Raw genomic sequence first — 22,602 nt, 5'->3', positions numbered from 1 at the left:
GCCGCGGCGGCGAGCAGCTCCCGGCGTCGGGCCCGGTGCGCGGGGGCGGCGGGCAGCAGCCGGGCGGCGGCGGTGTACCAGGCGCCGGCCGTGGCGGGTGCCGTGGCGAGCACCTCTTCGGCGGCGGCGACGAGTTCGGTCGCACCGGACTCGTCGCCGGGCCGGCAGGCCTGTTCGGCGTGGCGGGCGCGGCGGACCGCGGGACGGCCGTGGGCCTGGTGGTGCGTACGGGCGCGGCGGTGCGCGCCGAGCCGCCAGCCGCCGGGCACGGCGGTGTGCACGAGCCGGGCCAGCAGGGGGTGGCGGAACTCGACGTGGCCGGGGACGGCCGAGACGCGCAGGACGTCCGCGGCGAGGAGTTCGTCGACGGCGGTGAGGACGGCGGCGCGGTCGAGTTCGGCGACCTCGGCGAGGGCGTCGGGTTCGGCGGGCTCGCCGAGCACGGCGGCGGCGTGCGCGACCAGTCGGGCGTGCGGGCCGAGCGCGGCCACCTCGGCGAGCAGCGGGGCCGCGGCGCGGGCGGCGAAGGGGCGCGTTCCGGGGGCGTCCCCGGGGCAGGCGCCGGGGCCTTCGCAGGAGGCGGTGAGCAGGGCGAGCAGGCGGGGGATGCCGCCGCAGTCCTGGTACAGGGTGGCCCGGTGGCGGGCGCACAGCCGGGCCCCGGCGAACTCCTCGGCGCCGGCCCGGTCGAGCGGGGCGAGGTCGAGGTGCTCGGCGTGCAGGCCGGGGCGGGCCGCGGTCAGCGCGGCGAGCAGAGCGGGCGGGCACTGCCGGGGCCGGTGGCCGAGGACGAGCAGCACCCCGTCCCGCGGGGTCTCCAGCAGCCCGGTCAGCGCCTCCCGCGCGGCCTCGTCGCACCGGTGGACGTCGTCGACGATGACGACGACGGGCGCGGCGGCCGGGGCGGGGAGGGCCGCGAGGGCCTGTGGGAGGGCCTCCGGGTTCGTGGTGCGGACGTGGGCGCCGGCACGGGCGGCCCACGCGGCGATCTCGGTGAGGAGCCGCGTCGTGCCCAGGCCCGGGTCCCCCGCGATACCGACGAGGGCCGGGCCGTCACCGAGGGCGGCGAACCGCCGGCGGACGGCCGCGAGCTCCTCCCCACGGCCGATCAGCGGGCGTATCGAGCCTGTGGTCACCGAGGCCCCGCTCCGGCGGCGGCCCCGGCGTCCTGCGCCATGGCCTGACGCAGGCTGAGCGGCCGCATGTCCGTCCAGACCTCGTCCACGTGGGCGACGCAGGCGTCCTTCGTCCCGCTGAACCCGGTGGCGCGCCAGCCCGCCGGGATCTCGCGGACCTGCGGCCAGATGGAGTACTGCTCCTCGTCGTTGATCACGACGTCGTACCGGCCCTCGTCGTCGTCCTGGAACACGGTCCAACCTCCGGGGATTGCGGCTGATTGCGTTGACAAATGCCCGGTCAGACTGGTTCAGCGGACCTCGCCGCCACAACGGACGGCCGATGGAGGGTGCCGAACCGGCCCATCAGAAAACCCGATCGGACCCGGTCAGGACCCCCGTCCCGCCGATCACCGCGTCCGTCGCCGCAACCCGGTGCCGCGGCCGGTCGCCGCCCCCCATCGGCACGGCCGATCCCACGCATCGCGAACCCCGCACCGCGGTCCCTGGTGGGGGCCGTCCGGCGGCCCATAGCCTGCCCGCGGCCGCCCATGGACCAACGGGCCGCCGGGAATGGGGGAATCGCAGATGAACATCGGCCTTCTGGGTCCGCTGGAGCTCACACAGGACGGCGTACCGCGCCCCCTCGGCGGACCCCGCCAGCAGATCGTCCTCGCGGTGCTGGCCCTGCACGCCAACCAGGTCGCCCCGCAGGAACTGCTCGTCGACGCCATCTGGGGCGAGTCCCCGCCGGAGACGGCGCGGACCCAGGTCCAGTCGGCGGTCTCCGCGCTGCGCAAGGCGTGTGCCCGGGCCGGGCGTCCCGATGCGATCGAGACGACCGCGGCCGGCTACCGGCTGCACATCGCGCAGGAGGAGCTGGACGCGCACCGCTTCGCCGCGCTGCTGGCGCGGGCCCGCTCGTACGCCGCGGCCGGCGACCGGGCCGGCGCGGCCCGGCACCTGCGCGAGGCGCTCGCCCTGTGGCGGGGCCCGGCCCTGCTGGGCCTGGACAGCGATCCGGTGCGCCGGGGGGCGACCCTGCTGGACGAGCAGCGGCTGACCGCCCTTGAGGAACTGGCCCGCCTCGACCTGGCACTGGGCCGGCACGCCGAGATGACGGGCGAGCTGTTCGCGCTGGCGGCCGCCGAGCCGCTGCGCGAGGGGCTGCACGCGAGCCTGATGCTGGCGCTGTACCGCTCGGGCCGGCAGGCGGAGGCGCTGGAGGTGTACCGCAGGCTGCGTTCCGTGTTCGACGCGGAGCTCGGCATCGAGCCGGGCCGCGCCCTGCAGGACCTGGAGGCGGCCGTCCTGAACCGCGACCCCTCCCTCGACGCGGCCGGTGCGGCGCCGGTCGGCCCGTCGGGGGGCCCGCCCGCGGCGCAGCCCGCACCGGCATCGGCCGCGGGCCCCGTACGACCCGAACAACTGCCCTCCGACCTGCCCGACTTCACGGGCCGCGGGGAGTACCTGGCCGAGCTCACGGAGTTCCTCGCCGGCCCGGACGGTGTGTCCGGCCGTACGGGGGAACCCGTGCGCATCGCCGGGATCTGCGGCAAGGACGGCATCGGCAAGTCGAGCCTGGCCGTGCACGCGGCGCACCGGCTGCGCGAGCGGTTCCCCGACGGCCGCCTGTACGCCGCCATGGAGGGTCTCGGCGACAGCGGCGATGACGCGCTGTCCGGGGTGCTGGCCGGCTTCCTGCGCGCGCTCGGCGTGCCCGCGCACGCGGTTCCCGAGGGCCGCGGCGAGCGCCAGGCGCTGTACCGGAGCCTGCTGGCGGGGCGTCGGGTGCTGATCGTGCTGGACGACGTGGCCGACGAGAGCGCGGTCCGCGAACTCCTGCCGGGGGACGCCTGTTCGGCGGTGGTCGTCACCGGCCGCTACCCGCTGACCGGCCTGCCCGGCATCCGGCAGGTCCGCCTCGACGTCCTCGACGAGGCGCACTCGGTGGAGCTGCTCACCCGGATCGCGGGGGCCGAGCGGATCGCGGGCCAGCTCCCGGCGGCCCTGGAGCTGGCGGAGTTCTGCGGCGGGCTGCCGCTGGCGCTGCGGGTGGTGGGGGCGCGACTGGCGTGCCGGCCGCACTGGACGCTGGACCGGCTCGTACGGCGCTTCCGCGACGAGGCGGGCCGGCTCGACGAGTTCTCGTACTGCGGGATGGAGCTGCGCTCGCACATCACGCTGGCCTACCGGGCGCTGGACCCCGAGCCGGCCCGGCTGCTGCGGCTGCTGACGCTGCTCGACACGGCCGAGTTCCCGGGCTGGACGGCGGCCGCGCTGCTCGGCACGGATCCGGCGGCGGCGGAGGACGTGGTGGAGGAGCTGGTCCATTCCCAGCTGCTGGACCTCGTACCCGGCGGCGGCGGGGAAGGCGACGGGATCGGTACCGGCACCGGCTCCTGCACCACGGCCCGCTACCGCTTCCACGGCCTGATCCGCGTCTTCGCCCGCGAGCAGCTGCTGGCGACGGAGAGCGCGCGGGAGTCGGCGGAGGCGGTGCGCCGGGTGCTGGACACCTGGCTGTCGCTGGCCGCGCAGGCCCACCGGCGCGAGCACGGCGGGGACTTCCTCGTCCTGCACGGCGAGGCCCGGTCGCCGCTGTACGAGCTCCCCGCCGCCGCCGCGGACGAGATCCTGGCCGCTCCGGGCCCGTGGTGGGAGCGGGAGCACGACGCGCTGGTGGCGGCGGTGCGCCGGGCAGCCGGCCGCGGCCTGCACGAGAGCGCCTGGGACCTGACGCTGACCTGCGCCGGCCACTTCGAGACCCGCGCGCACACCGAGGACTGGCGCGAGTGCGCCGAACTGGCCCTGGCCGCCTGCGAGGTGGCCGGGGACGCGCGGGGCGCAGCCGCGGCGCGCACGACTCTGGCCGCGCTGCACCTGTTCCGGCACCGGGCCGCGCAGGCGGCGCCGTTGCTGGCCTCGGCCGCGGAGGCCTTCCGCGTACGGGGTGACCGGCACGGGGCGGCCCTCGTACGGTGGCTCCGCGCGCGCGCCGACGCCGTACGGGGCGACCACGCGGCGGCGGCCGAGGGACACGCCGCGGCCGCGGTACTGCTGCGGGAGGCCGGGGACCGGGCGGGCGAGGCGCTCGCCCTGGCCGGGGAGGCGGCCGCGCGGCTGGAGCAGGACCGGCCCGGGGAGGCGCGGGAGCTGCTGACCCGGGCGCTGGGCCTGAGCCGGGAGACGGGCTCGCTTCGGGCCGAGGCCCAGACGGTGCGCGGGCTGGGCGCCCTGTACCTGCACACCGGGGAGGGCGAGCTCGCCGCCCAGGCCTTCAACTGGGCGCTGCGCATGGACCGGGCCGCCCGCGACCGCACCGGGGAGGCGCACACACTGCTGGGCCTGGGCCTGGTGCACGGGCGCGCGGGTCGCGGCGAAGCCGCCGAGGGGGCGCTGCTGCAGGCGCAGGCCCTGGCCCGGCGCACCGGCGACCGGGCGGCGGAGGGACGGATCGCGCTCGCCCTGGGCCGGGCCGCGCTGGAGGGCGGCGCGGCCGACGCGGCCGTGGCCCATCTGGCGGCGGCGCGGGAGGTGTTCGGCGGCCTGGAGGGCGGCCGGGTCTGGCAGGGCCGTGCGGCCAGCGCACTCTTCGACGCGTACGCGGCCGCCGGCGACCCGGCGGCGGCCCTGGCCGAAGCCTCGGCGGCCGAGGCGCTGCTGGCGGCCGACCCGGCACCGGCGGCGGCCCGCCTGCGCTCGGAACTGGCGGGCAAGCAGCTGCTCGTACGGGGGTCGGCGGGGTAGCGGTGGGGGCGGTCAGCGGCGTGCGCGCGGCCGGCGGATAGCGGGCGGGTAGCGGGCGGCGGCACGCTGCGGGCACCGGGGCAGGCGGCCCCGCTCGCAGGAAGGCACCCGCATGCCCCGTACCGCCCCGCCGGCCCTCCCGTACGAGACCGTCCTCCCCTACGAGGCCGCCGCACGGCTCTGCGCGGCGGCGGCCCGGACCCTGCTCGTGCCGCGCGTCAGCTCGGCGACCGTGCTGGGCACGGGCCCGGCCGTGGCGGCCCACCTCGCGGCGCTGGTGCGCGAGGTGCCCGGCCTCGGCAACATCACGGTCCATCCGGGCCCGGCCCACTGGCCGCACCCCGGGGCCGCCGCGCTGGCCGCGGCGCAGGGCACGGTCCTGACCACGGCCGCCTCCCGCGAACGGGCCCTCCTGGGTGCGGACCTGGTCGTCCTGACGGGCCCCGCACTCCCCGTGGACCGGTCCCTCCTGGCCCCTTCGGCGGTCGTCGTCGAGCCCCCGCCGCCGGGCGCCTGACGGGGCGGTCGGCGTGGACCGCCGCCTCTCACCGCCGGCCGGCCGCGGGAGCCGCGCCCCGGAGCGGCCCGGCCTCCTGGGCGTGGACGAGTTCGAGGACCGTCTCGATGCCGAGGGCGTACGCCGGGACTCCCGCGGTGAGGAGGGAGGTCTCGGCCACGCCGATGAGGTCGGCGACGTCGGCTCCGGCGTGCAGGGCTCCCCGGGCGTGGATCCGCGCCGGGTCGGCCCGGCCGAGGGCGAGGAGCTGCCCGAAGTGGACGAGCTGCTGTACGCGCCCGCCGAGCGCGTTGTCCGTCAGGACGATGTGCCGCAGCTCGGCGACCGCCTCCTCGGTGTGCAGGCGGCCGTGGGCCAGGGCCAGGTCCAGACGGGCCTCGACGCCGGCCGGGACGGCGCCGAGCGTGGCGCGGTAGCGCTCGCGTACGGCCTCGGCCCGCGGGGCGGGGGGCTCTTCCGGGCTCCTCACGACGCCACCCGCGCGATCGACGCCCGTACGGTCTCCAGCGCGCCCTCGGGGAAATCCACGGCCCCGCCGATGGCCGCCGCGGCGAGCTCCGCCTCGGCGCTCTCCTCGATGGCCACCACGAGGTGGGCGGTGTCCGCCGGGTCCGGTCCGAAGACCAGGAGGCCGTGGTTGGCCAGCAGCACCGCGGCGGTCGTGGGGCTGTGCGTCAGGGCGTCGACGACTCCCCTCACCGACACGTCCGAACCGCGCGGCCCCCACGGCACCACCGGCACGTCCTCGGCCTGGCCGAAACGCAGCATCGGCTCGGTGCGGCAGGGCAGCGGCCGGTGGGCCACGGCGAAGGCCGTCGCGGAGGGCGAGTGGGTGTGGATGACCGAGCCGACCCGCGGGCGGGCGCGGTAGACGGCGCTGTGCATGGCGATGATCTCCATGCTGACGGACTGCAGTTCCCCTTCGAGGACCTGCCCGTCGAGGCTCACGGTCGCCAGGTCCTCGGGCCGCAGACCGCGGACGAAGCCCGGGGTCAGCATGAAGCGCTCGGCGTCGAGCCGGACGCTCAGGTTGGCGTGGCCGGAATGCGACATCACTCCCGCCTCGAAGAGGCGCCGGGAGGCCTCCACGAGCCGGTGGGCCTCGTCCCGTATCTCACGTCGTGCGTCTGTGCTGGTCATGGCCGTCCTGTCTTCGAATGCCGTGGCCGGCGGCCCCTGATGGGCTGCCGTCCCGTACGCGTCCCACTCTTCAACTTGAACTAAGGTTCAAGTCAAACGTCGGCGAGGAGCGAGGGAGGCGGCCGGACGTGCGCATGACGATCGGGCAGCTCGCCGAGGCCACCGGGGTACCCGCCTCGGCCATCCGGTACTGGGAGCGCCACGGACTGCTGCCCCAGCCCGAACGCCAGAGCGGGCAGCGGCGCTACCCGGTGGGGGCCGCGGAGCGGATCGTGCTGCTGCGCAAGTGCCAGCAGGCGGGCCTGACCCTGGCCGAGATCCGCGAGCTGCAGCAGGACCAGCCGCGCCGGCAGGCGATGATCCGCGCGAAGGTCGCCGAGATCGAGCAGCGCCAGGTCGACCTCGAGCACGCCCACCAGCTGCTGACCCACGCCCTCCAGTGCAGCAGGACGGACATCGTGGCCTGCCCGAACTTCCGGGAGCAGATGGCCTCGTGGCGTGCGCCGACCGCGCAGTGAAATCGAGGTGCGCGTCCCGCCTTTCGTTGAGAGGCTGCCCCCCAATGAACCGTGAACAGATTTCCGCGATCGCCCACGCCGATCACCCGATCAAGGCCCCGCTCGACGACGCGTCCGTACGCAGGCTGCTTGAGCGCGGGCTCCCGCGGGGCGACGAGCGCGTCCTCGACCTCGGATGCGGCACCGGAGAGTGGCTGCTGAGGGCACTGGCCGCGAAGCCGCTCGTGCGCGCCGAGGGCGTGGACATCTCCGAGGAGGCCCTGGCTCTGGCCGGGAAGGCGGCGCGCGAGCTCGGCGTCGAAGACCGCCTGACCCTCCACAAGACGCCGGCCGAGGACTTCGCCTCCCCGCACCCCTTCGACCTGGTGCTCAGCGTCGGATCCACGCACGCGTTCGGGGGGCTGCTCCCCACCCTCGCGGCGGCGCGCGAGCACCTGGCCCCCGGCGGCCGCGTCGTCATCGGCGACGGGTTCTGGGAGCACGCACCGTCCCCGGAAGCCGTCGACATGCTCGGCGACTTCGCCGACCTGGCGACCACCGTGGACCGGATCGTCGCCGACGGGTGGACCCCCGTCGAGGGGCACGTCAGCACGCGCGCCGAGCTGGACGCGTACGAGTGGTCCAACTGGGGTTCGCTGGCGTCGTGGGCCCTGGACCACCCTGCCGATCCGGACAGTTCGCAGGTGCTCGAAACGGCGAACATCCGCCGCTCCGAATGGCTGCACACCTACCGCGAGACCTGGGGCTTCGTCTCCCTCGTCCTGCGCCGCACGCCCGGCCGCTAGGAGGTCCCGCCTCCTTCGCGGCGCGTCTTCGCCGTTGACGCGTCCGGCGCCGCGGGTGCGGTATACGTCCTAGAGCCTGTCGTCAAAGTGATCTTGGATTGTGGATCATGGGGTGGTGATACGTCGCCATGAACTGTCTGATGCCGAGTGGGACCTCATACGCCCGTTGCTGCCCCGGCCTGCGCTGGGGCGGCCCCGGCTGGACGACCGGATGGTCCTCAACGGGATCGTGTGGAAGTTCCGTACCGGTGTCCCCTGGCGGGACGTGCCCGAGCGATACGGCCCGTGGACCAGCCTCCACACCCGCTTCCGCCGCTGGGCGGCGGACGGCACGTTCGACCGGATGCTGCAGGCCGCCCAGGCGAAGGCGGACGCCGCGGGCGACATCGACTGGCTGGTGTCCGTCGACTCCACCATCGTCCGCGCCCACCAGCACGCCGCCGGGGCCCGAAAAGGGGGCACCAAAGCCCGGCCCTCGGACGGTCCCGAGGCGGACTGACCAGCAAGATCCACCTCGCCTGCGACGCCGTCGGCCGCCCCCTCACGTTCGTCCTGACCGGCGGGAACACCAACGACTGCACGCAGTTCACCACGGTGATGGACGCCATCCGGGTGCCCCGCCTCGGTCCGGGCCGGCCTCGGACCAGGCCCGATCACGTCATCGGCGACAAGGGCTACAGCTCGAAGGCGATCCGCACCTGGCTGCGGCGTCGCGGCATCAGGCACACCATCCCCGAACGGGCCGACCAGGTGCGCAACCGGGCCCGCAAGGGCAGCCTCGGCGGCCGCCCCACGGTCTTCGACAAGGACGTCTACAAGCACCGCAACGTCGTGGAACGGTGCTTCAACCACCTCAAGCAGTGGCGAGGCATCGCCACCCGCTACGACAAGACCGCCCAGTCCTACAAGGCAGCCGTCACCCTCGCATCGATCCTGATGTGGGTCTGACACTTTGACGACAACTCCTAGGGACGTATCCGATGCCGGCGAAGGGACGTGGTTGCCGTGGAGCGTACGGCCTGCTGTGTGGTGGGAGGCGGGCCCGCCGGAATGGTGCTGGGCCTGCTGCTGGCCCGGGCCGGGGTGGAGGTCACCGTGCTGGAGAAACACGGTGACTTCCTGCGCGATTTCCGCGGCGACACCGTGCACCCGTCGACCTTGTCCCTGCTGGACGACATCGGCCTCGCCGAGCGGTTCGCCCAGCTGCCGCAGCGGCGGGTGACCTCGGTGCAGCTGCCGATCGGGCCCGACCGCACGCTCGTCACGGTCGGGAACATCGCCGCGCTCCACGGCAAGTACAACTACATCGCGATGGTCCCGCAGTGGGACCTGCTCGACCTGCTCGCCGACGAGGCGCGCAAGGAGCCGACCTTCCGGCTGCTCATGAACACGGAGGCCACGTCCTTCCTGATGGAGCGCGGCCGGGTCACGGGCGTGCGGTACCGCACGGCGGACGGCGCCGCCGGCGAGCTCCGGGCCGCGCTGACCGTGGCCTGCGACGGCCGCGGGTCCTTCGCCCGGGTGCTGCCCGAGCTCGGCCTGGAGGGCTTCCCCTGCCCGATGGACGCCTGGTGGTTCCGGCTGCCGCGCCGCGAGGACGATCCCAGCGGGCTCGTGGGGGGCCTGGGCGAGCGGTTCTTCAGCGCGCTCATCGACCGCGGCGACTACTGGCAGATCGCGGGGCTCATCCCCAAGGGGACCGATGCCGAGCGCCGCGCGGAGGGCGTGGACCGGTTCATGGACCAGTTCGCGGACGCCGTGCCGTGGCTGGCCGACCGGGCGCACTCCGTCACCTCCTGGGACGAGGTCAAGCTGCTCGACGTACGGCTGGACCGGCTGCGCCGCTGGCACCGGCCGGGGCTGCTGTGCATCGGCGACGCCGCCCACGCCATGTCGCCGGTGTTCGGCATCGGCATCAACCTCGCCGTGCAGGACGCGGTGGCCGCGGCCCGCCACTTGGTGCGCCCGCTGCGCGAGGGCACCGTGGGGCTGCACGACGTACGCCGCGTACAGCTCCGCCGCATGCCCACGACGGTGGCGACGCAGGGCATGCAGCGCATGGCCCACGCCCAGGTGATCGAGCCGCTGCTGGCCGGCCGCGCCGCGTTCGGCCATCCCCGGCGGGCCAAGCGGCTCACCGAGCTCGTCACCGACTCCCGGTGGCTGAACCGGGTGCCGGCCTACTTCATCGGGTACGGGGCGCTGCGCGAGCGGCCGCCTGCGCAGTCGCTGCGCGGCGGCGACGCGGTGCGGGAGGTGGCGTGAGCGAGCAGCCGGTACTCCTCCCCTACGGCGACCCGGCCTTCGTCGCGGACCCGTTCCCGCTGTACCGGCAGCTGCGCGAGGACGGCCCGGTGCGCCGGGTCGTCATCGCGGGGGCTCTGGAGGCCTGGCTCGTCACGCGCTACGAGGACGGGCTCGCGGCCCTGTCCGACTCCCGCCTCAGCAGCGACGTGCGCGACGCCGCCGACATCCGGCTCCTGCAGCAGCTGCCCGACACGGAGCGCGAGTCGATGCTCGGCAACATGCTGCGCAGCGATCCGCCCGACCACACGCGCCTGCGCCGCCTGGTCTCCAAGGCGTTCACCGCGCGCCGGGTGGCGCAGATGCGGCCGCGGATCCAGGCGGTCACCGACCGGCTGCTGGACGCGGTCGTCGCGGACGGCCGTGCCGATCTCATCGAGGACTTCGCGCTGCCGCTGCCGGTCACGGTGATCAGCGAACTGCTCGGCGTACCGGTGGACGAGCGGCACGAGTTCCAGCACTGGACCGACCGCATGATCATGCGGGGTGCGGAGCCGCCGGATCCGGCCGTGGTGAACGAGGCGTGGCGGCACATGCGCGGGTACGCCGGCGAACTCATCGGCGCCAAGCGGGCGGAGCCCGGCGAGGACCTGCTCAGCGCCCTGATCACCGCCCGGGACGAGGAAGCGCGGCTGTCCGAGGACGAGTTGGTCGCCATGGTGTTCCTGCTGCTGGCCGCCGGCTACATCACCACGGTCAACCTGATCGGCGGCGGCATCGCCATGCTGCTCGCCCACCCCGACCAGCTGGACCGGCTGCGCTCCGACCCCGGGCTGCTGCCGGGCGCGATCGAGGAGTTCCTGCGCTTCGACGGCCCGGTCAGCCCCGGCATCGCCCGCTTCGCGCGGGAGGACGTGGAGATCGCGGGCGTGCGCGTCCCGCGCGGCGCGACGGTGCTGATCGGCTCGGCCGTCGCCGACCGCGACCCGGAGCGGTTCCCGGATCCCGACCGCCTGGACATCACCCGGCCGGACAACGCGCACCTGGCGTTCGGGCACGGCATCCACTACTGCCTGGGCGCTCCGCTGGCCCGTCTGGAGGGTCAGATCGCGATCGGCACCGCCCTGCGCCGCCTGCCCGGACTCGCCCTGGCGGTCCCCCCGGCGGAGATCCCCTGGCGCCCCGGCGGCCTGCGCGGCCCCCTGACCCTCCCGGTGACCTTCACTCCGGGCGGCTAGGCCGTGTCTTTCGGGCGGTTGTCACCCACACGGAAAACGCTTGGACGGCGCGGAGGGCGTCGCGGGAGACTGCGAGCTCCGTAATCGAGCGACTGCGTAGGGTGGCCATGAAAGCGTCCGTGTCACGAGGGGGTCCGCCAGGCAGAGGGCCGGTGGTCCTCGCACTCCGCTACTACGGACGGGAGCTGGCGCGGCTGCGCCGGCTGACGGCTCCCGCCATGCTGATGCCGGCCATCGGCAACATCGGCATCAACTACATCGCCCCGCTCGTCGTCGCCAAGCTCGTCGGCCGCATCGCCGACGACGACGCCGCCGGCATCGGGCTGGGCGCCGCGCTCCCGTACGTCCTGGGCTTCGCCGGCGTGCTGCTGCTCTCCGAGGCGTCCTGGCGCCTCGGCCTGCACTGCCTGAACCGGGTCGACGCCCTCGGCATCGAGCGGCTGTACATCGTCGGCATGGAGGAGCTGTTCGCGAAGGACGCCGCGTTCTTCCACGACAACTTCGCCGGGTCGCTGACCAAGCGGGTGCTGAGCTTCGCCTCCCGCTTCGAGGAGTTCGTCGACGCGCTGACCTTCTCGGTCGTGGGCCGGTTCGTGCCGCTGCTGTTCGGGTCCGTGGTGCTCTGGCGCTACGAACCGCTGCTCGTGGTGGCGCTCCTGGTCATGATCGCGGTGACGGGGGCGTGCGTGCTGCCCCTCGTCCGGCGCCGCCAGGCGCTCGTGGACCGGCGCGAGGAGGCGATCGCCCGGGTGTCGGGGCACGTCTCCGACAGCCTGATGAACATGGACACGGTCCGGGCGTTCGCCGCGGAGGAGCGCGAGGCCGCCGAGCACCGGTCCCGGGTCGCGCACTCGCGCGCGCTCACCCTGCGCTCGTGGGACTACGGCAACCTGCGCATCGACACGGTCGTCGCGCCGATGTCGGTGGTGACCAACGCGCTGGGCCTGCTGATCGCCGTCACGATCGCCGGGAGCGGCAGCCCGGGCGCGGCCGGCGGCGGGCACGGTGTGGAGGCGGTCGTGGTCGCGTTCACGTACTTCTCCAACGCCACCCGGATCATGTTCGAGTTCAACCAGATCTACCGCCGCCTGGAGAGCTCGATGACGGAGGCCGCGCAGTTCACGCAGCTGCTGCTGACGCCGGCGACCGTACTCGAGCCGCGGTCCCCGGAGCCGGTGCCGGAGCCGGACCGGGCCGGCGAGGTCTGCTTCGAGAAGGTGGACTTCGCCCACGCGGGCGCGGAGCCGCTCTTCGAGGGGCTGGACCTGGACGTGCCCGGCGGGGCGAAGATCGGGCTCGTGGGCCGCTCCGGCGGCGGCAAGACCACCCTCACCCGGCTGCTGCTGCGGATGACGGACGTCGACGCGGGCCGGATCCTGATCGGCGGCCGGGACATCAGCAAGCTGCGCCAGCGCGACCTGCGCGGTCTGATGGCGTACGTGCCGCAGGACCCGGCGATGTTCCACCGCACCCTGCGGGAGAACATCGCGTTCGCCCGGCCCGGGGCCACCGAGGCCGAGATCCGGCGCGCGGCCGAGGCGGCGCACGTCACGGAGTTCGCCGACGCGCTGCCCGAGGGCCTCGACACGATGGTCGGCGAGCGCGGGGTCAAGCTGTCCGGCGGGCAGCGCCAGCGGGTCGCGCTGGCCCGGGCGATCCTGCGCGACGCGCCGATCCTGCTGCTGGACGAGGCGACCAGCGCGCTGGACTCCGAGAGCGAGATCCTCGTACAGGAGGCGCTGTGGCGGCTCATGGAGGGGCGGACCGCCCTCGTGGTCGCGCACCGGTTGAGCACGGTGGCGCACATGGACCGGCTCGTCGTCCTCGACCGCGGCCGCATCGTCGAACAGGGCACGCACCACGAGCTGCTCGCCCGGGAGGGCACGTACGCGAAGCTGTGGCAGCACCAGTCGGGCGGTTTCCTCGACGAGGGCCCCGCACCCGACTCACCCGCACCCCCTTCACCCCCCTCACCGCGTCAGGGCGATTCCTGGAGGTAGGCGGCGATCAGGGCGAGGTCGTTGGCGATGGAGAGGATGCCGGCGGGGTTCGCGGTCGCGGTGGCGGCCCCGTTGACGCCCGCGTAGAAGGGGTCGAAGCGGCCTCCGCCCTTGTCGAGGTAGCCGGCGATGGTGATGGCGCCCACGGCGAGCCGGTCGTTGAGGGCGTCCCCGCCGACGGCCGCGCCGGTCTTCGCGAACACCTTCCCGCGCGCCGGGCAGCTGCGGCAGTTGTCGGCGAGCAGCCCGTCCACGCCGAGGACGGGCAGGGCCTCCCGGAAGAGCCGCGCGTCCGGGGTGCGCTGCCAGTACGCCAGCATCTGCACCAGGGCCTGCGGCGTGGCCCGGTCGGCGGGGTTGCCGCCCCGGCCGTCCATGAGCTCCGCCTGCCTGCGGTCGACTCCGGCCCGGTCCAGGAAGGCGGCGAGCACCGGGAATCCGTCCTCGCACTGCTTGCTGCCGGCGGAGACGGCCATCAGGCAGATGCCGAGGTTGGCGCCCAGGTTGTGGCTGACCTTGAGGATCAGCTTGGCGTACTGCTCGTACGGGGGTGAGGTGTACTCGGCCACCCGCGGGCGGCCGGCGTAGTCGCGCGGGAGCCGGGCGGCCGGGTTGGGTCCGGCCGGATCCGCGGTGACCCGTACGCCGGCCCGGGCGAGGGCCTCGATGAGCGCGGTCCGGCCGAACGCGGCCGGATCCGTGATCGGGCTGGTGCGCAGCAGGGGCGCGGCGTCGGCGGCGATGGTGCCGGAGAGCCGGATCCGGGTGCCGCCGTCGGTGGCGGTCACGGTGACGTTCGTGGGCTCGCCGGCTGCGACGGTCTTGACCGTGGAGGTGACGGCGTACGGGGCGGCCTTCGGCCGCCAGTCGAGCCGGGCGTCGGCGCCGGCCCGGTCCCCGGGCGTGGTGAGGAGGTCGATGAGGTTGTCGTTGACGATCAGGGGGGTCGGGGTGGGGTCGAGGACCGGATCGGGGCCGAAGAGGCGGCTGTCGACGATGACGTCGCCGTCGACGCGGGTGATCCCGGAGTCGCGGACCTGCCGCGCGAGCTGGTCGATGCCGGCGAGGGGGTTCTCGGGGGTGAGGGTCGCGCCGGGGAAGTCGTTGGCGTAGGTGTGGTCGAGGTCGGTGTAGGCGATGGTGCCGTCGGGGCGGGTGCGGCCGCCGAGGGTGAGGTCGCCCTGGGCGACGAGGTCGAGGTCGCCGGTGAGCGTGGCGCCGGCGCGCTGTCCCACGGCGTAGACCGGGGTGACGAAGCGGTGGTCGGTGCCGAGGGTGCGCCAGGTGCCGGAGACCGCGAAGAGCTTCGCGGTGGAGCCGGGGATGAAGAACTGGCCGGGGAAGAGGCTGCGCAGCACGCGTCCGCCGGCGGGCTCGGTCTGCAGGAGGCCCCACTGGGCGTGCCGGTACTCGGGCTTGCGCATGATCTCGGCGATGCGCGGATCGAGCGCGGCCCCGTACGGCGAGGGGGACGGGGTCGAGGAGGGGGTCGGGGACGGGGTCGGGGAGCACGGCGGAGGCCGGTCCCGGCGGGGGCGGCGCGGCGCGGCGCGCAGGCGAGCGGAGCCGGAAGGGCCCGCGCGGTGGGACAGTGGATGCCATGTGCGGTCGATATGCCTCCAGCCGCGCCCCCGAGGACCTGGCCGGCCTGTTCGAGGCCCGCTGGGACCCGCGGGAGACGCTGGCACCGAGCTGGAACGTGGCCCCCACCGACGAGGTCTGGGCGGTCCTCGAACGCCCCGACCGCGAGACGGGCGAGGTGGAGCGCCGGCTGCGCACCCTCAGGTGGGGATTGGTGCCCTCCTGGGCGAAGGACCCGAACGGGGGCGCCCGCATGATCAACGCGCGGGTGGAGACGGTGCACGAGAAGCCCGCCTACCGCCGGGCCTTCACCCGGCGCCGCTGCCTGCTGCCCGCGGACGGCTTCTACGAGTGGCAGCCCGTGGCCGCCACCGCCACGGCGAAGGCCTACAAGCAGCCGTACTTCATCGCTCCGCAGGACGCCGCGGTGATGGCCATGGCCGGGCTGTACGAGTTCTGGCGCGACCCGGCCGTGACGGACGAGGACGACCCGGCCGCCTGGCTCGTCACCACGACGATCATCACGACCGAGGCCACCGACGCGGCCGGCCGCATCCACCCCCGCATGCCCCTGGCCGTGGCCGCGCGAGACCACGACGCCTGGCTGGACCCCGCCCACGAGGACGTACACGGCCTCCGGGCCCTGCTCCACACCCCGGCCGGCGGCCACCTCGACGTACGGGCGGTCTCCACCGCGGTGAACAGCGTCCGCAACAACGGCCCCGAGCTGCTCGAACCCCCGGCAGAGAGCTGAGCCACCGCCCCGGTCAGGCGCCGACGGCCGCCATCAGCACCGGGAACGAGGACACCGGCTCGCGCTCCCGGTACGGCCGGGCGTGGACGCCCCGGTGGAGGGGGCCGTGCGCTCCCACACGCCGCGCCGGCGCACGTCCGCGGCGTCCGCGGCGTCCGCGGTGTCGTACGGGAAGCCCGGCTCGCCGCTTCATCGCGCCGAGCCCGCCCATCGAAAGCCCCGCGACGGCGCGAACCGTACCGGCGCGGTACCCGCTCTCCAGCAGCGGCCGCAGCTCGTCGATCAGGTACGTCTCCCAGGCCGGAGGGCCGCCGCCGCTGTGATCCGAACCTCCCCGCTGTCCGACTCGCTGTTTCCCCCGGCAGCCCCGGCAGCCTAGGCAGCCCCCCTGGCCGACGGTCACACGGCCGCCCGGGCGGTGGCCGGTCCCCGTACGGTCAGGGCGCGCGGGGCGCGGCCCGGATGCGCGGGTAGGCGCAGCGGGCGGTTGCCCGGGGTGAGCGACCCGAGTACGCGCGGCCCCGCGGCGCCCGTGCACCCCGGGGCATTGCCCGGGAGGCCGTGCAGGGTGAGGTACCCGAGCACCGCGAAGGCGTAGGCCTCCTTCGCCTCCGCGGGCAGCCCGAGCTCCTGGGATCCGCGGACCGCGGTGCCGTCGGCGCCGCCCGCCCCGTCCGCGCCGTTCCTCAGCTCGTCGCGGAGCATCGCCATCAGCGCGGGGTTCCGTACGCCGCCGCCGGACACGAACACCTCGGTGGCTGCGAGCGGGCGCAGCGCGTCGGCCACCGTGCGGGCGGTCAGCCGCGTCAGGGTGGCGACGAGGTCCTGCGGCCGGAGTTCGCCGCACCCCGCCAGGCGCGCCCGCAGGTAGCCGGCGTGGAACAGCTCCTTGCCCGTCGTCCGCGGGATCGGCAGCCGGTAGTAAGGCTCCCCGGACAGCAGCCGCTCGAGCAGCCCCTCGTGGACGCGCCCCGCGGCGGCCAGGGCGCCGTCCGCGTCGTACGCGAGCCTTCCGGCGCTCAGTTCACGGACCGCAGCGTCGATCAGCGCGTTGCCCGGGCCGGTGTCGAACGCCACGGGATCGCCACCCGCCGGCAGCACGGTGACGTTGGCGATCCCCCCGATGTTCAGGGCGGCCGGTACGCCGGGACGCCCGCGCAGGAGCATCAGGTCGATCAGGCTCACCAGCGGTGCGCCCTGACCGCCCGCCGCCACGTCGCGCGGCCGGAACCCGGACACGACCGGGCAGCCGCTGCGCTCCGCGATCCAGGCCGGTTCGCCGAGCTGCAGGGTGCCGTGCACCCGACCGTCCTCGGCCCAGTGGTACACCGTCTGCCCGTGCGAGGCGACCAGATGCGCGCGCCCGGCGCACAGTTCCCGGTCGGCGCGGGCGGCGACGGCCCCGAAGACCTGCCCGATCCGGGTGTCGAGCCGGCAGACCTCGGCCAGGGTGGTCGCCGCGGGCGGCAGCGCGGCGGCGAGGGCTTCCCGGACATCGGCCGGGTAGGGCTCGCTGACCAGGCCCAGCGGTTCGAGGCGCAGCGTGCCGTCCTCGGGGGAGAGTTCGAGGTCGGCGGCCGCGGCGTCGACGGCGTCGTACGAGGTCCCCGACATCAGCCCGATCACCCTCGTCCTCATCGCAGCGGCTCCTTGTGGTCGCGGCCGCGCAGGCTCAGCAGGGCGCAGCAGCTGAGGGCGCAGGCGCCGGCGGCGTAGTAGGCGGGCACGGCGGTGTCTCCCGTCCGGGCGATCAGGGCGGTGATGACGAGCCCGGCGCAGCCGGAGAACACCGCGTTGGCGAGGGAGTAGGCCAGCCCGAGCCCGGTGCAGCGCACCCGGCGCGGGAACATCTCGGCGAGCATGGCCGGCCCGGGCCCGGCCATCAGGCCGACCAGCGCTCCCGCGAGCAGGACGGCCCCGGCCCTGGACCACGGCGGGACGCCGGGGGACTGGAGCAGATGGAGGAGGGGGAGGGCGAGCAGCACGACGCCGAGTGCGCCGCTCAGCATCACCGGCCGCCGGCCGATCCGGTCGCTGAGCGCCCCGGCGGGCAGGATCGAGGCCGCGAACCCGGCGTTGGCCAGGGCGGTGGCGAGCAGCGCCTCGCGGAGGGAGGCCCCCAGCGTCGCCTGGAGGTAGGAGGGCAGGACGACGAGGAAGGTGTATCCGGCCGCCGACCAGCCCATGACGCGCCCGATGCCGAGGACGACGGCCCGCGCGAGCTCCCGGGGGGCGGCGGGAGGGGTGTCCGCCGGGGCGGCGGGCTCTCGTGGCGGGGGCGGTTCCGCCAGTGCGGTACGCAGCCACAGCGCCACCGCCCCCAGAGGCAGCGCCAGCAGGAACGGGATCCGCCATCCCCACGCGTGCAGGGCGTCGGCGGACAGCGCGCTCGCCAGGGCGGCTGCCGTACCCGCCCCGGTGAGCAGGCCGAGCGCGACGGTGAAGGACTGCCAGGCGCCGTAGAGGCCGCGGCGGCCCACGGGCGCGTACTCGGTCATGAGGGCGACGGCCCCGCCGAACTCCCCGCCCGCGGAGAGCCCTTGCAGCACCCGCAGGAGGGTGAGCAGCCAGGGCGCGGCGGCGCCGATCGCGGCGCGGGTCGGCAGGAGGCCGATCATCACGGTGGCGAGGGTCATGAGGCCGACGACCGCGATGAGGGCCGGCCGCCGCCCGACCCGGTCGCCGAGTCGTCCGAAGAGCACGGCGCCGACCGGGCGGAAGAAGAACGCGAGCGCGAAGGAGGCGTACGTGGCCACCAGCGCCTCGGCGCCGCTGCTCCCCTCGTACCGGAAGAAGTTCGCGGCGATGACGGTGGCGAGGCATCCGTAGACGCCGAACTCGTACCACTCCACGAGATTGCCCACCGACCCGGCGAGCAGCGCCCGCCGGGTGGTGCTCGTGCGGACGGCCGCCGCGGACCGCAGCTCGAGGGGGCTCACGCGTCAGAGGTCCTCGCCCGGGAGGAGGGTGCGAACGCCGTGCGGGCGGCGAGGTACGTACTCACTTCGTGCCCCTTCTCCTCGCATGATCACTCACTTCCGCGGTCACGAAAGGTAGCATTCCGGCTACGGTAAGTCGCCCCATGTGGACCCTGCCGACGCGTTCCGGAACCCTGGTGTCGGTCCGGTCCGTTGGGGATCGTGGTGCCGAGCCACTCGGTGCCGAGGAGGAGTTCGGCCGAGCGCAGTGCCGTGTGGGCGTTGCGCCGGCCCATCAGGACGCACAGGGTGTACGTGGCGTCGTCGAGCTCATCGCGCACGGCCGGGTCCTCGGGCGCGGCCAGGGCCCGGCGGCGCAGGCCGCGATGGCGCTTCAGCAGTTCACCGACGGCCCGCGGGTCGGGGAGCAGCCGCGTGTACGGCTGCGTCACGGGCTCGACGGCGGACCGGGTCTCGTCCACCGCGTCCGCCAGTGCTCTGCCCAGCGGGGCCGCGGGCCTGCCGCCGCCACCCAGTACGAGCACGGCCTCCGCCGTCTCGTGCGGTCCGGCGCCGGCGGCCCGCGCCGTGTCCGCCAGGATCTGCCGCGCGGTGTCGGCGCCGCAGGGCACCAAGGCCATCAGGACGGTGACGGCCCGCTCCGCGATGGCGTGCCGAGGTGGTGTCTCGCTCATCCGTCTGGTTCCTCGTTCCTCCGGCTGCTGCTTCGGGGTAGGGCGCGGCTGGGCACGGCCTGCCGCACCGGACGGTTCGGATCCGCCGAAAGGCCGCCGCGGCCGGGCCGTCGGCGCCGGGCCCCCGCCCCCGTCGGCCCGGACTGGGTGCGCCGTAGGCTGGCGGCAGGCAGCCCTGCCGATTCCTCCGGAAGGACGTACGCGATGAGTGCGAAGGCCCGCAAACTGTTCGAGGCGCTCGATCTCAACCACGACGGCACCCTGACCCGTCTGGAAGTGATCACCGCCCTGCGGACGAAGGGCCCGACCCTGGCCGCCCACGGCGACCTGCCGTTCTGGGGCCTGGGGGACGTCGACGCCTCGTCCGCGCTCTTCGACGCCGCCGACAAGGACGGCGACAACGTGCTGACGTTCGAGGAGTTCGCCAGGGAGGCCGACCGCCGCTTCGGCTGGTAGCCGCTCCACTGCTGACCGGCGAACCGGCGAACCGGCGAACCGGCGAATCGGTGATTCGGCGCCGAGGCTAGGCCGTCCGGTTGTTCGGGTCCCGGTCCGGGCCCGAGGCTTCGGCCGCGGCGAGCGTCGCGGCCCGGCGGTTGAGAACGACGGTGGCCGCGGCCGCGCTGAGCGCGAAGGTGATCGCCACCGTGGCCGGCCGGTCCAGCCTGTGCCGGGTGGCATGGTCGAGGGAGAACCGGCCGGGCCCGGCCACGCCGATGCAGGCCGCGACGAAGCCGAGGAAGGCCGGGTACTCGAAGCCGCCGCCCTGGGCGAAGAACCCGGCGGGCGCGTGCACGGCGACGGCCCCCGCCATGGCTCCGGCCGCGGCGGCTCCGGCCGCGGGAGTCGCCAGCCCCAGCGCGAGCAGCACCCCGCCACCCGCTTCGCCGAGCCCCGCCGCGATCGCGCTCTCCCGGCCCGGGGTGAAACCCATGTGCTCCATGCCGCGGGCCGTGCCCTCGATGCCGGCCCCGCCGAACCATCCCAAGAGCTTTTGAGATCCGTGCGCGAGCAGCACCCCGCCCGCGCCGAGGCGCAGGGCGAGCAGTCCGAGATCCTTGCGATGCGTGAGCGGCATGAGGACGGGCCCTTCCGGAGGAGGTGCGTGTCACCTGGTTCCAAGCTTCACGCGAACACCCGCCGCGCGCACGCGCTGTACTGCGCCCGGGTGCAGGCTCAGCCGTCGTCCATGGCGGCATCGCAGGACGGGCACACGAGGCCCTCCTCCTCCGGCGGGTACCACGGCGAGCCGGGCTCCCCGGACGGCGTCCACACGGCCGCTCGCATCGCGAACGTGTCCCTGCCGCACAGCGTTCGCGGGCCCGGATCGGAGGCGGTACCCGGGGCCGCCGGGGCGGCGTGCACCTGGCGTACGGCGGCCCCGGCGCCCGGGTCCGGACCGCCCGCCGCCGCGCGGCTCGTCGCCGGCGTCCCGAGTTCGTGCACCACGATGATCCCGCTCATAACCCGACGGTAGGCGACCCTCCTGCTGCCCGCTCCTCCGCGCCGGTGCGGCCCCGTGTGGGCCAGGTGGCCCCGCCCGGAGCGGGGCCAACCGAGCGGAAGGCATACAAAATGCTATGCATTTCATTGCATTCAAGGCATTCGCGCCATACGTTCCCCACGGATTCGAGCCTGCTTCCCTGGACAGCCGGAACGGCTGTGCACACTCCGACCGGAGGTCCGTATGCCTTGCCGCACGTCACTCACTCTGCTGGCCGCAGCCGCGTTGCTCTCCCTCGGCGCCCCGGCAACGGTCGCCCACGCGGCCGACGCCACCTGCTTCGGGCAGCCCGCGACCATCACCGGGTCCGGCACGATCACCGGTACGGAGGGCAATGACGTCATCATCGGGTCCGCGGCGGCGGACACCATCGACGGTCTCGGCGGAGACGACCTGATCTGCGGTCTCGGCGGGAACGACACGATCGCGGGCGGCCTCGGCAACGACCAGCTGGACGGCGGCGAAGGCGCGGACCTCATGCGCGGCGACCTGCTCTCGACCAGGGCTGCCGTGGAAGGCGGCGGCAACGACGTCCTCTTCGGCGGGCCGGGTGACGACCGCATGGGCGGCGACAGCATGGCCTTCGGCTCCAGCGCGTCGGGCGGCGGCGACGACGTCCTGTTCGGCGAGGCGGGGAACGACGCCATGATCGGCGACAGCCGGGGCGGCATCAACGCGACCGGCGGCGGCAGGGACGTCCTCGACGGCGGGGCCGGAGACGACAGCCTCACCGGCGACTCCTCCGCGGAGGGAACCGCGACCGGCCAGGGTGAGGACGTGCTCATGGGCGGACCCGGCGTGGACACCATCATCGGCGACAGCAACTCGGGCCACGCCGCGCACGGCAAGGGCGAGGGCCTGTCCGGCAAGCCCGCGCGCCCGGCCGGTCAGGGCCGACCGACCCCGGCGAAGCCCGCACAGGGCGCACCGGTCGCACCGGTCGCGCCCGCCCCGGCCGCGGCGGCGGGCGGCAACGACGTCATCGACGGGGGAGAGGACGCGAAGGACACCTGCGACGGGTCGGGCGGAGCCGACGTCGCGGTCCGCTGCGAGACCATGTCGAACGTGCCGTAATCCGTGACGGCCGGCGCCCGCGCCGCCGCGGTCAGCGGATCGCGTAGCGCGCGGCGATGCCGTCGATGACGATGCGCAGACCCTCTTCGAAGTGCTCGTCGTACTCCTCGAAGAGGTGCGTACCGGAGGCCGCGGCGAGCGGGTAGCCGGCCAGACGCTCGCCGCGCTCGGCCACGTCGTAGCCGTCCCGGCGCTCGCCCGGGACGGGGTGGACGCCCTGTTCCTCGATCACGAACCCGAGGGTGTAGGAGAAGGCGGTCGCCATGGCCCGTACGGCCTGCGGCAGTTCGAACCCGTGCGCCAGCAGGGCGCGCAGGTGGGTCTCGGCCTGTTCCGCGTGCTCGGTTCCGGTGAAGCGTGAGCCGGTGAACACGCGGGCGCCGTCGCGGTAGGCGAGCAGGGCCTGGCGCAGCCGGCGATTGGCGCTCAGCATCTGCTCCCGCCAGGGCGCCGAGTGGTCGCCCGGCCCGGTTCCCTCCGGGCCCGCGACCATGCGCCGCAACATCTCCGTGGCCATCTCGTCGATCAGCTCTTGCTTGTTCTTGAAGTGCCAGTACAGCGCCGGCGCCTTCACGTCCAGCTCCTGCGCGATGGCGCGGAGGGTGAGCTTGTCGAGCCCGCCCTCGTTCAGCAGCCGCAGCGCGGTCTCGGCGACGGTCAGGCGGGTCAGGGGCGGGACGCGGGGCGGAGTCCGCTGCGGCTCGGCGTTCATCGTCTGCCTCTGTCTCCCGGGGCGGTTCACTCTTCCATGACGTTGACAGCTTAACAG

The 22,602-nt window shown here is 74.8% G+C and carries 22 protein-coding genes and 1 pseudogene; 11 read left to right on the top strand and 12 right to left on the bottom strand.

The genetic code is table 11. From position 1 onward, the window contains the following. A pseudogene (locus K7B10_RS03545) lies at positions 1-1,136 on the bottom strand (hypothetical protein); the annotation flags it as partial. Continuing rightward, the gene (locus K7B10_RS03540) at positions 1,133-1,369 is read right to left on the bottom strand and encodes an MbtH family protein (RefSeq protein WP_229334480.1); all 237 of its coding nucleotides are present in this window, start codon (positions 1,367-1,369) and stop codon (positions 1,133-1,135) included. The gene K7B10_RS03540 and the pseudogene K7B10_RS03545, both read right to left, overlap by 4 nt. 334 nt (positions 1,370-1,703) lie before the next feature. Here K7B10_RS03540 and K7B10_RS03535 point away from each other — a divergent pair, with 334 nt between their 5' ends. Both K7B10_RS03535 and K7B10_RS03530 read left to right on the top strand, forming a co-directional pair. Continuing rightward, positions 1,704-4,865, top strand: coding sequence for an AfsR/SARP family transcriptional regulator (locus K7B10_RS03535; protein ID WP_229334479.1), 3,162 nt, complete (start codon positions 1,704-1,706; stop codon positions 4,863-4,865). Positions 4,866-4,977: 112 nt separating this feature from the next. Further along, positions 4,978-5,382 carry a hypothetical protein gene (locus tag K7B10_RS03530; protein WP_229334478.1) on the top strand — a complete coding sequence of 135 codons (405 nt, stop codon included), beginning with the start codon at positions 4,978-4,980 and terminating at the stop codon, positions 5,380-5,382. Positions 5,383-5,410: 28 nt separating this feature from the next. On the opposite strand, the gene K7B10_RS03525 is transcribed toward K7B10_RS03530, so the two are convergent. Continuing rightward, positions 5,411-5,851, bottom strand: coding sequence for a carboxymuconolactone decarboxylase family protein (locus K7B10_RS03525; protein ID WP_229334477.1), 441 nt, complete (start codon positions 5,849-5,851; stop codon positions 5,411-5,413). Beyond that, entirely contained in the window at positions 5,848-6,522 is a 675-nt protein-coding gene (locus K7B10_RS03520; RefSeq protein WP_229334476.1) for a class II aldolase/adducin family protein, read from the bottom strand. Before K7B10_RS03520 ends, K7B10_RS03525 begins: the two co-directional genes overlap by 4 nt. 134 nt (positions 6,523-6,656) lie before the next feature. On the opposite strand from K7B10_RS03520, the gene K7B10_RS03515 reads away from it, so the two are divergent. The 6 genes from K7B10_RS03515 (at position 6,657) to K7B10_RS03490 (ending at position 13,307) form a co-directional block, all read left to right on the top strand. Then, the gene (locus K7B10_RS03515; protein WP_229344732.1) at positions 6,657-7,040 is read left to right on the top strand and encodes a MerR family transcriptional regulator; all 384 of its coding nucleotides are present in this window, start codon (positions 6,657-6,659) and stop codon (positions 7,038-7,040) included. 44 nt (positions 7,041-7,084) lie between these two features. Continuing rightward, positions 7,085-7,825 (top strand): SAM-dependent methyltransferase, encoded by a 741-nt coding sequence (locus K7B10_RS03510; protein ID WP_229334475.1) that lies wholly within the window; start codon positions 7,085-7,087, stop codon positions 7,823-7,825. A gap of 118 nt (positions 7,826-7,943) precedes the next feature. Then, a protein-coding gene (locus K7B10_RS03505; RefSeq protein ID WP_372481531.1) for an IS5 family transposase occupies positions 7,944-8,773 on the top strand; the annotation gives its coding sequence in 2 pieces (ribosomal slippage) (positions 7,944-8,280 and positions 8,280-8,773; 831 coding nt in all). Between the two features lie 57 nt (positions 8,774-8,830). Then, positions 8,831-10,090 (top strand): FAD-dependent oxidoreductase, encoded by a 1,260-nt coding sequence (locus K7B10_RS03500; RefSeq protein WP_229334474.1) that lies wholly within the window; start codon positions 8,831-8,833, stop codon positions 10,088-10,090. Then, a complete protein-coding gene (locus K7B10_RS03495; RefSeq protein WP_229334473.1) occupies positions 10,087-11,307 on the top strand; it encodes a cytochrome P450 family protein in 1,221 nt (406 codons plus the stop codon). The genes K7B10_RS03500 and K7B10_RS03495 overlap by 4 nt, the downstream gene beginning before the upstream one ends. Before the next feature lie 107 nt (positions 11,308-11,414). Continuing rightward, on the top strand, positions 11,415-13,307 hold the full coding sequence (locus K7B10_RS03490) for an ABC transporter ATP-binding protein (protein WP_229334472.1): 1,893 nt from the start codon (positions 11,415-11,417) through the stop codon (positions 13,305-13,307). Here K7B10_RS03490 and dacB read toward each other — a convergent pair. Continuing rightward, on the bottom strand, positions 13,286-14,731 hold the full coding sequence (gene dacB / locus K7B10_RS03485) for a D-alanyl-D-alanine carboxypeptidase/D-alanyl-D-alanine endopeptidase (RefSeq protein ID WP_229334471.1): 1,446 nt from the start codon (positions 14,729-14,731) through the stop codon (positions 13,286-13,288). The genes K7B10_RS03490 and dacB overlap by 22 nt on opposite strands. A gap of 176 nt (positions 14,732-14,907) precedes the next feature. On the opposite strand from dacB, the gene K7B10_RS03480 reads away from it, so the two are divergent. Next, positions 14,908-15,642 carry an SOS response-associated peptidase gene (locus K7B10_RS03480; RefSeq protein WP_229334470.1) on the top strand — a complete coding sequence of 245 codons (735 nt, stop codon included), beginning with the start codon at positions 14,908-14,910 and terminating at the stop codon, positions 15,640-15,642. A gap of 13 nt (positions 15,643-15,655) precedes the next feature. Here the strand turns inward: K7B10_RS03480 and K7B10_RS03475 are convergent, their stop codons facing one another. The 4 genes from K7B10_RS03475 to K7B10_RS03460 form a co-directional block, all read right to left on the bottom strand. Further along, complete coding sequence (locus tag K7B10_RS03475; protein WP_229334469.1) at positions 15,656-16,045, bottom strand: alpha/beta hydrolase-fold protein; 390 nt, start codon at positions 16,043-16,045, stop codon at positions 15,656-15,658. Next, positions 16,042-17,280: an anhydro-N-acetylmuramic acid kinase gene (locus tag K7B10_RS03470; RefSeq protein WP_229334468.1), complete on the bottom strand. Its 1,239-nt coding sequence runs from the start codon at positions 17,278-17,280 to the stop codon at positions 16,042-16,044. The genes K7B10_RS03475 and K7B10_RS03470 overlap by 4 nt, the downstream gene beginning before the upstream one ends. After that, positions 17,277-18,581 (bottom strand): MFS transporter, encoded by a 1,305-nt coding sequence (locus K7B10_RS03465; protein ID WP_229334467.1) that lies wholly within the window; start codon positions 18,579-18,581, stop codon positions 17,277-17,279. Before K7B10_RS03465 ends, K7B10_RS03470 begins: the two co-directional genes overlap by 4 nt. 89 nt (positions 18,582-18,670) lie before the next feature. Next, positions 18,671-19,255, bottom strand: coding sequence for a DUF5133 domain-containing protein (locus K7B10_RS03460; RefSeq protein ID WP_229334466.1), 585 nt, complete (start codon positions 19,253-19,255; stop codon positions 18,671-18,673). Between the two features lie 204 nt (positions 19,256-19,459). Between K7B10_RS03460 and K7B10_RS03455 the strand changes: the two genes are divergently transcribed. After that, a complete protein-coding gene (locus K7B10_RS03455) occupies positions 19,460-19,711 on the top strand; it encodes an EF-hand domain-containing protein (protein ID WP_229334465.1) in 252 nt (83 codons plus the stop codon). A 67-nt stretch (positions 19,712-19,778) separates the two neighbouring features. Here the strand turns inward: K7B10_RS03455 and K7B10_RS03450 are convergent, their stop codons facing one another. Together K7B10_RS03450 and K7B10_RS03445 are read right to left on the bottom strand one after the other, a co-directional pair. Further along, a complete protein-coding gene (locus K7B10_RS03450) occupies positions 19,779-20,333 on the bottom strand; it encodes a DoxX family protein (protein WP_229334464.1) in 555 nt (184 codons plus the stop codon). A 98-nt stretch (positions 20,334-20,431) separates the two neighbouring features. Further along, positions 20,432-20,719 carry a hypothetical protein gene (locus K7B10_RS03445; protein ID WP_229334463.1) on the bottom strand — a complete coding sequence of 96 codons (288 nt, stop codon included), beginning with the start codon at positions 20,717-20,719 and terminating at the stop codon, positions 20,432-20,434. Between the two features lie 223 nt (positions 20,720-20,942). On the opposite strand from K7B10_RS03445, the gene K7B10_RS40650 reads away from it, so the two are divergent. Beyond that, positions 20,943-21,833 (top strand): calcium-binding protein, encoded by an 891-nt coding sequence (locus K7B10_RS40650; protein ID WP_267501320.1) that lies wholly within the window; start codon positions 20,943-20,945, stop codon positions 21,831-21,833. 31 nt (positions 21,834-21,864) lie between these two features. On the opposite strand, the gene K7B10_RS03425 is transcribed toward K7B10_RS40650, so the two are convergent. Then, positions 21,865-22,545 carry a TetR/AcrR family transcriptional regulator C-terminal domain-containing protein gene (locus K7B10_RS03425; protein WP_229334462.1) on the bottom strand — a complete coding sequence of 227 codons (681 nt, stop codon included), beginning with the start codon at positions 22,543-22,545 and terminating at the stop codon, positions 21,865-21,867. Between the last annotated feature and the right edge of the window lie 57 nt (positions 22,546-22,602).

The organism is Streptomyces flavotricini (assembly GCF_020639365.1).
Classification (GTDB): Bacteria; Actinomycetota; Actinomycetes; order Streptomycetales; family Streptomycetaceae; genus Streptomyces; species Streptomyces flavotricini.
Note: the sequence above shows the minus strand (reverse complement) of the source record. Positions and strands in the feature narration are given on the sequence as shown.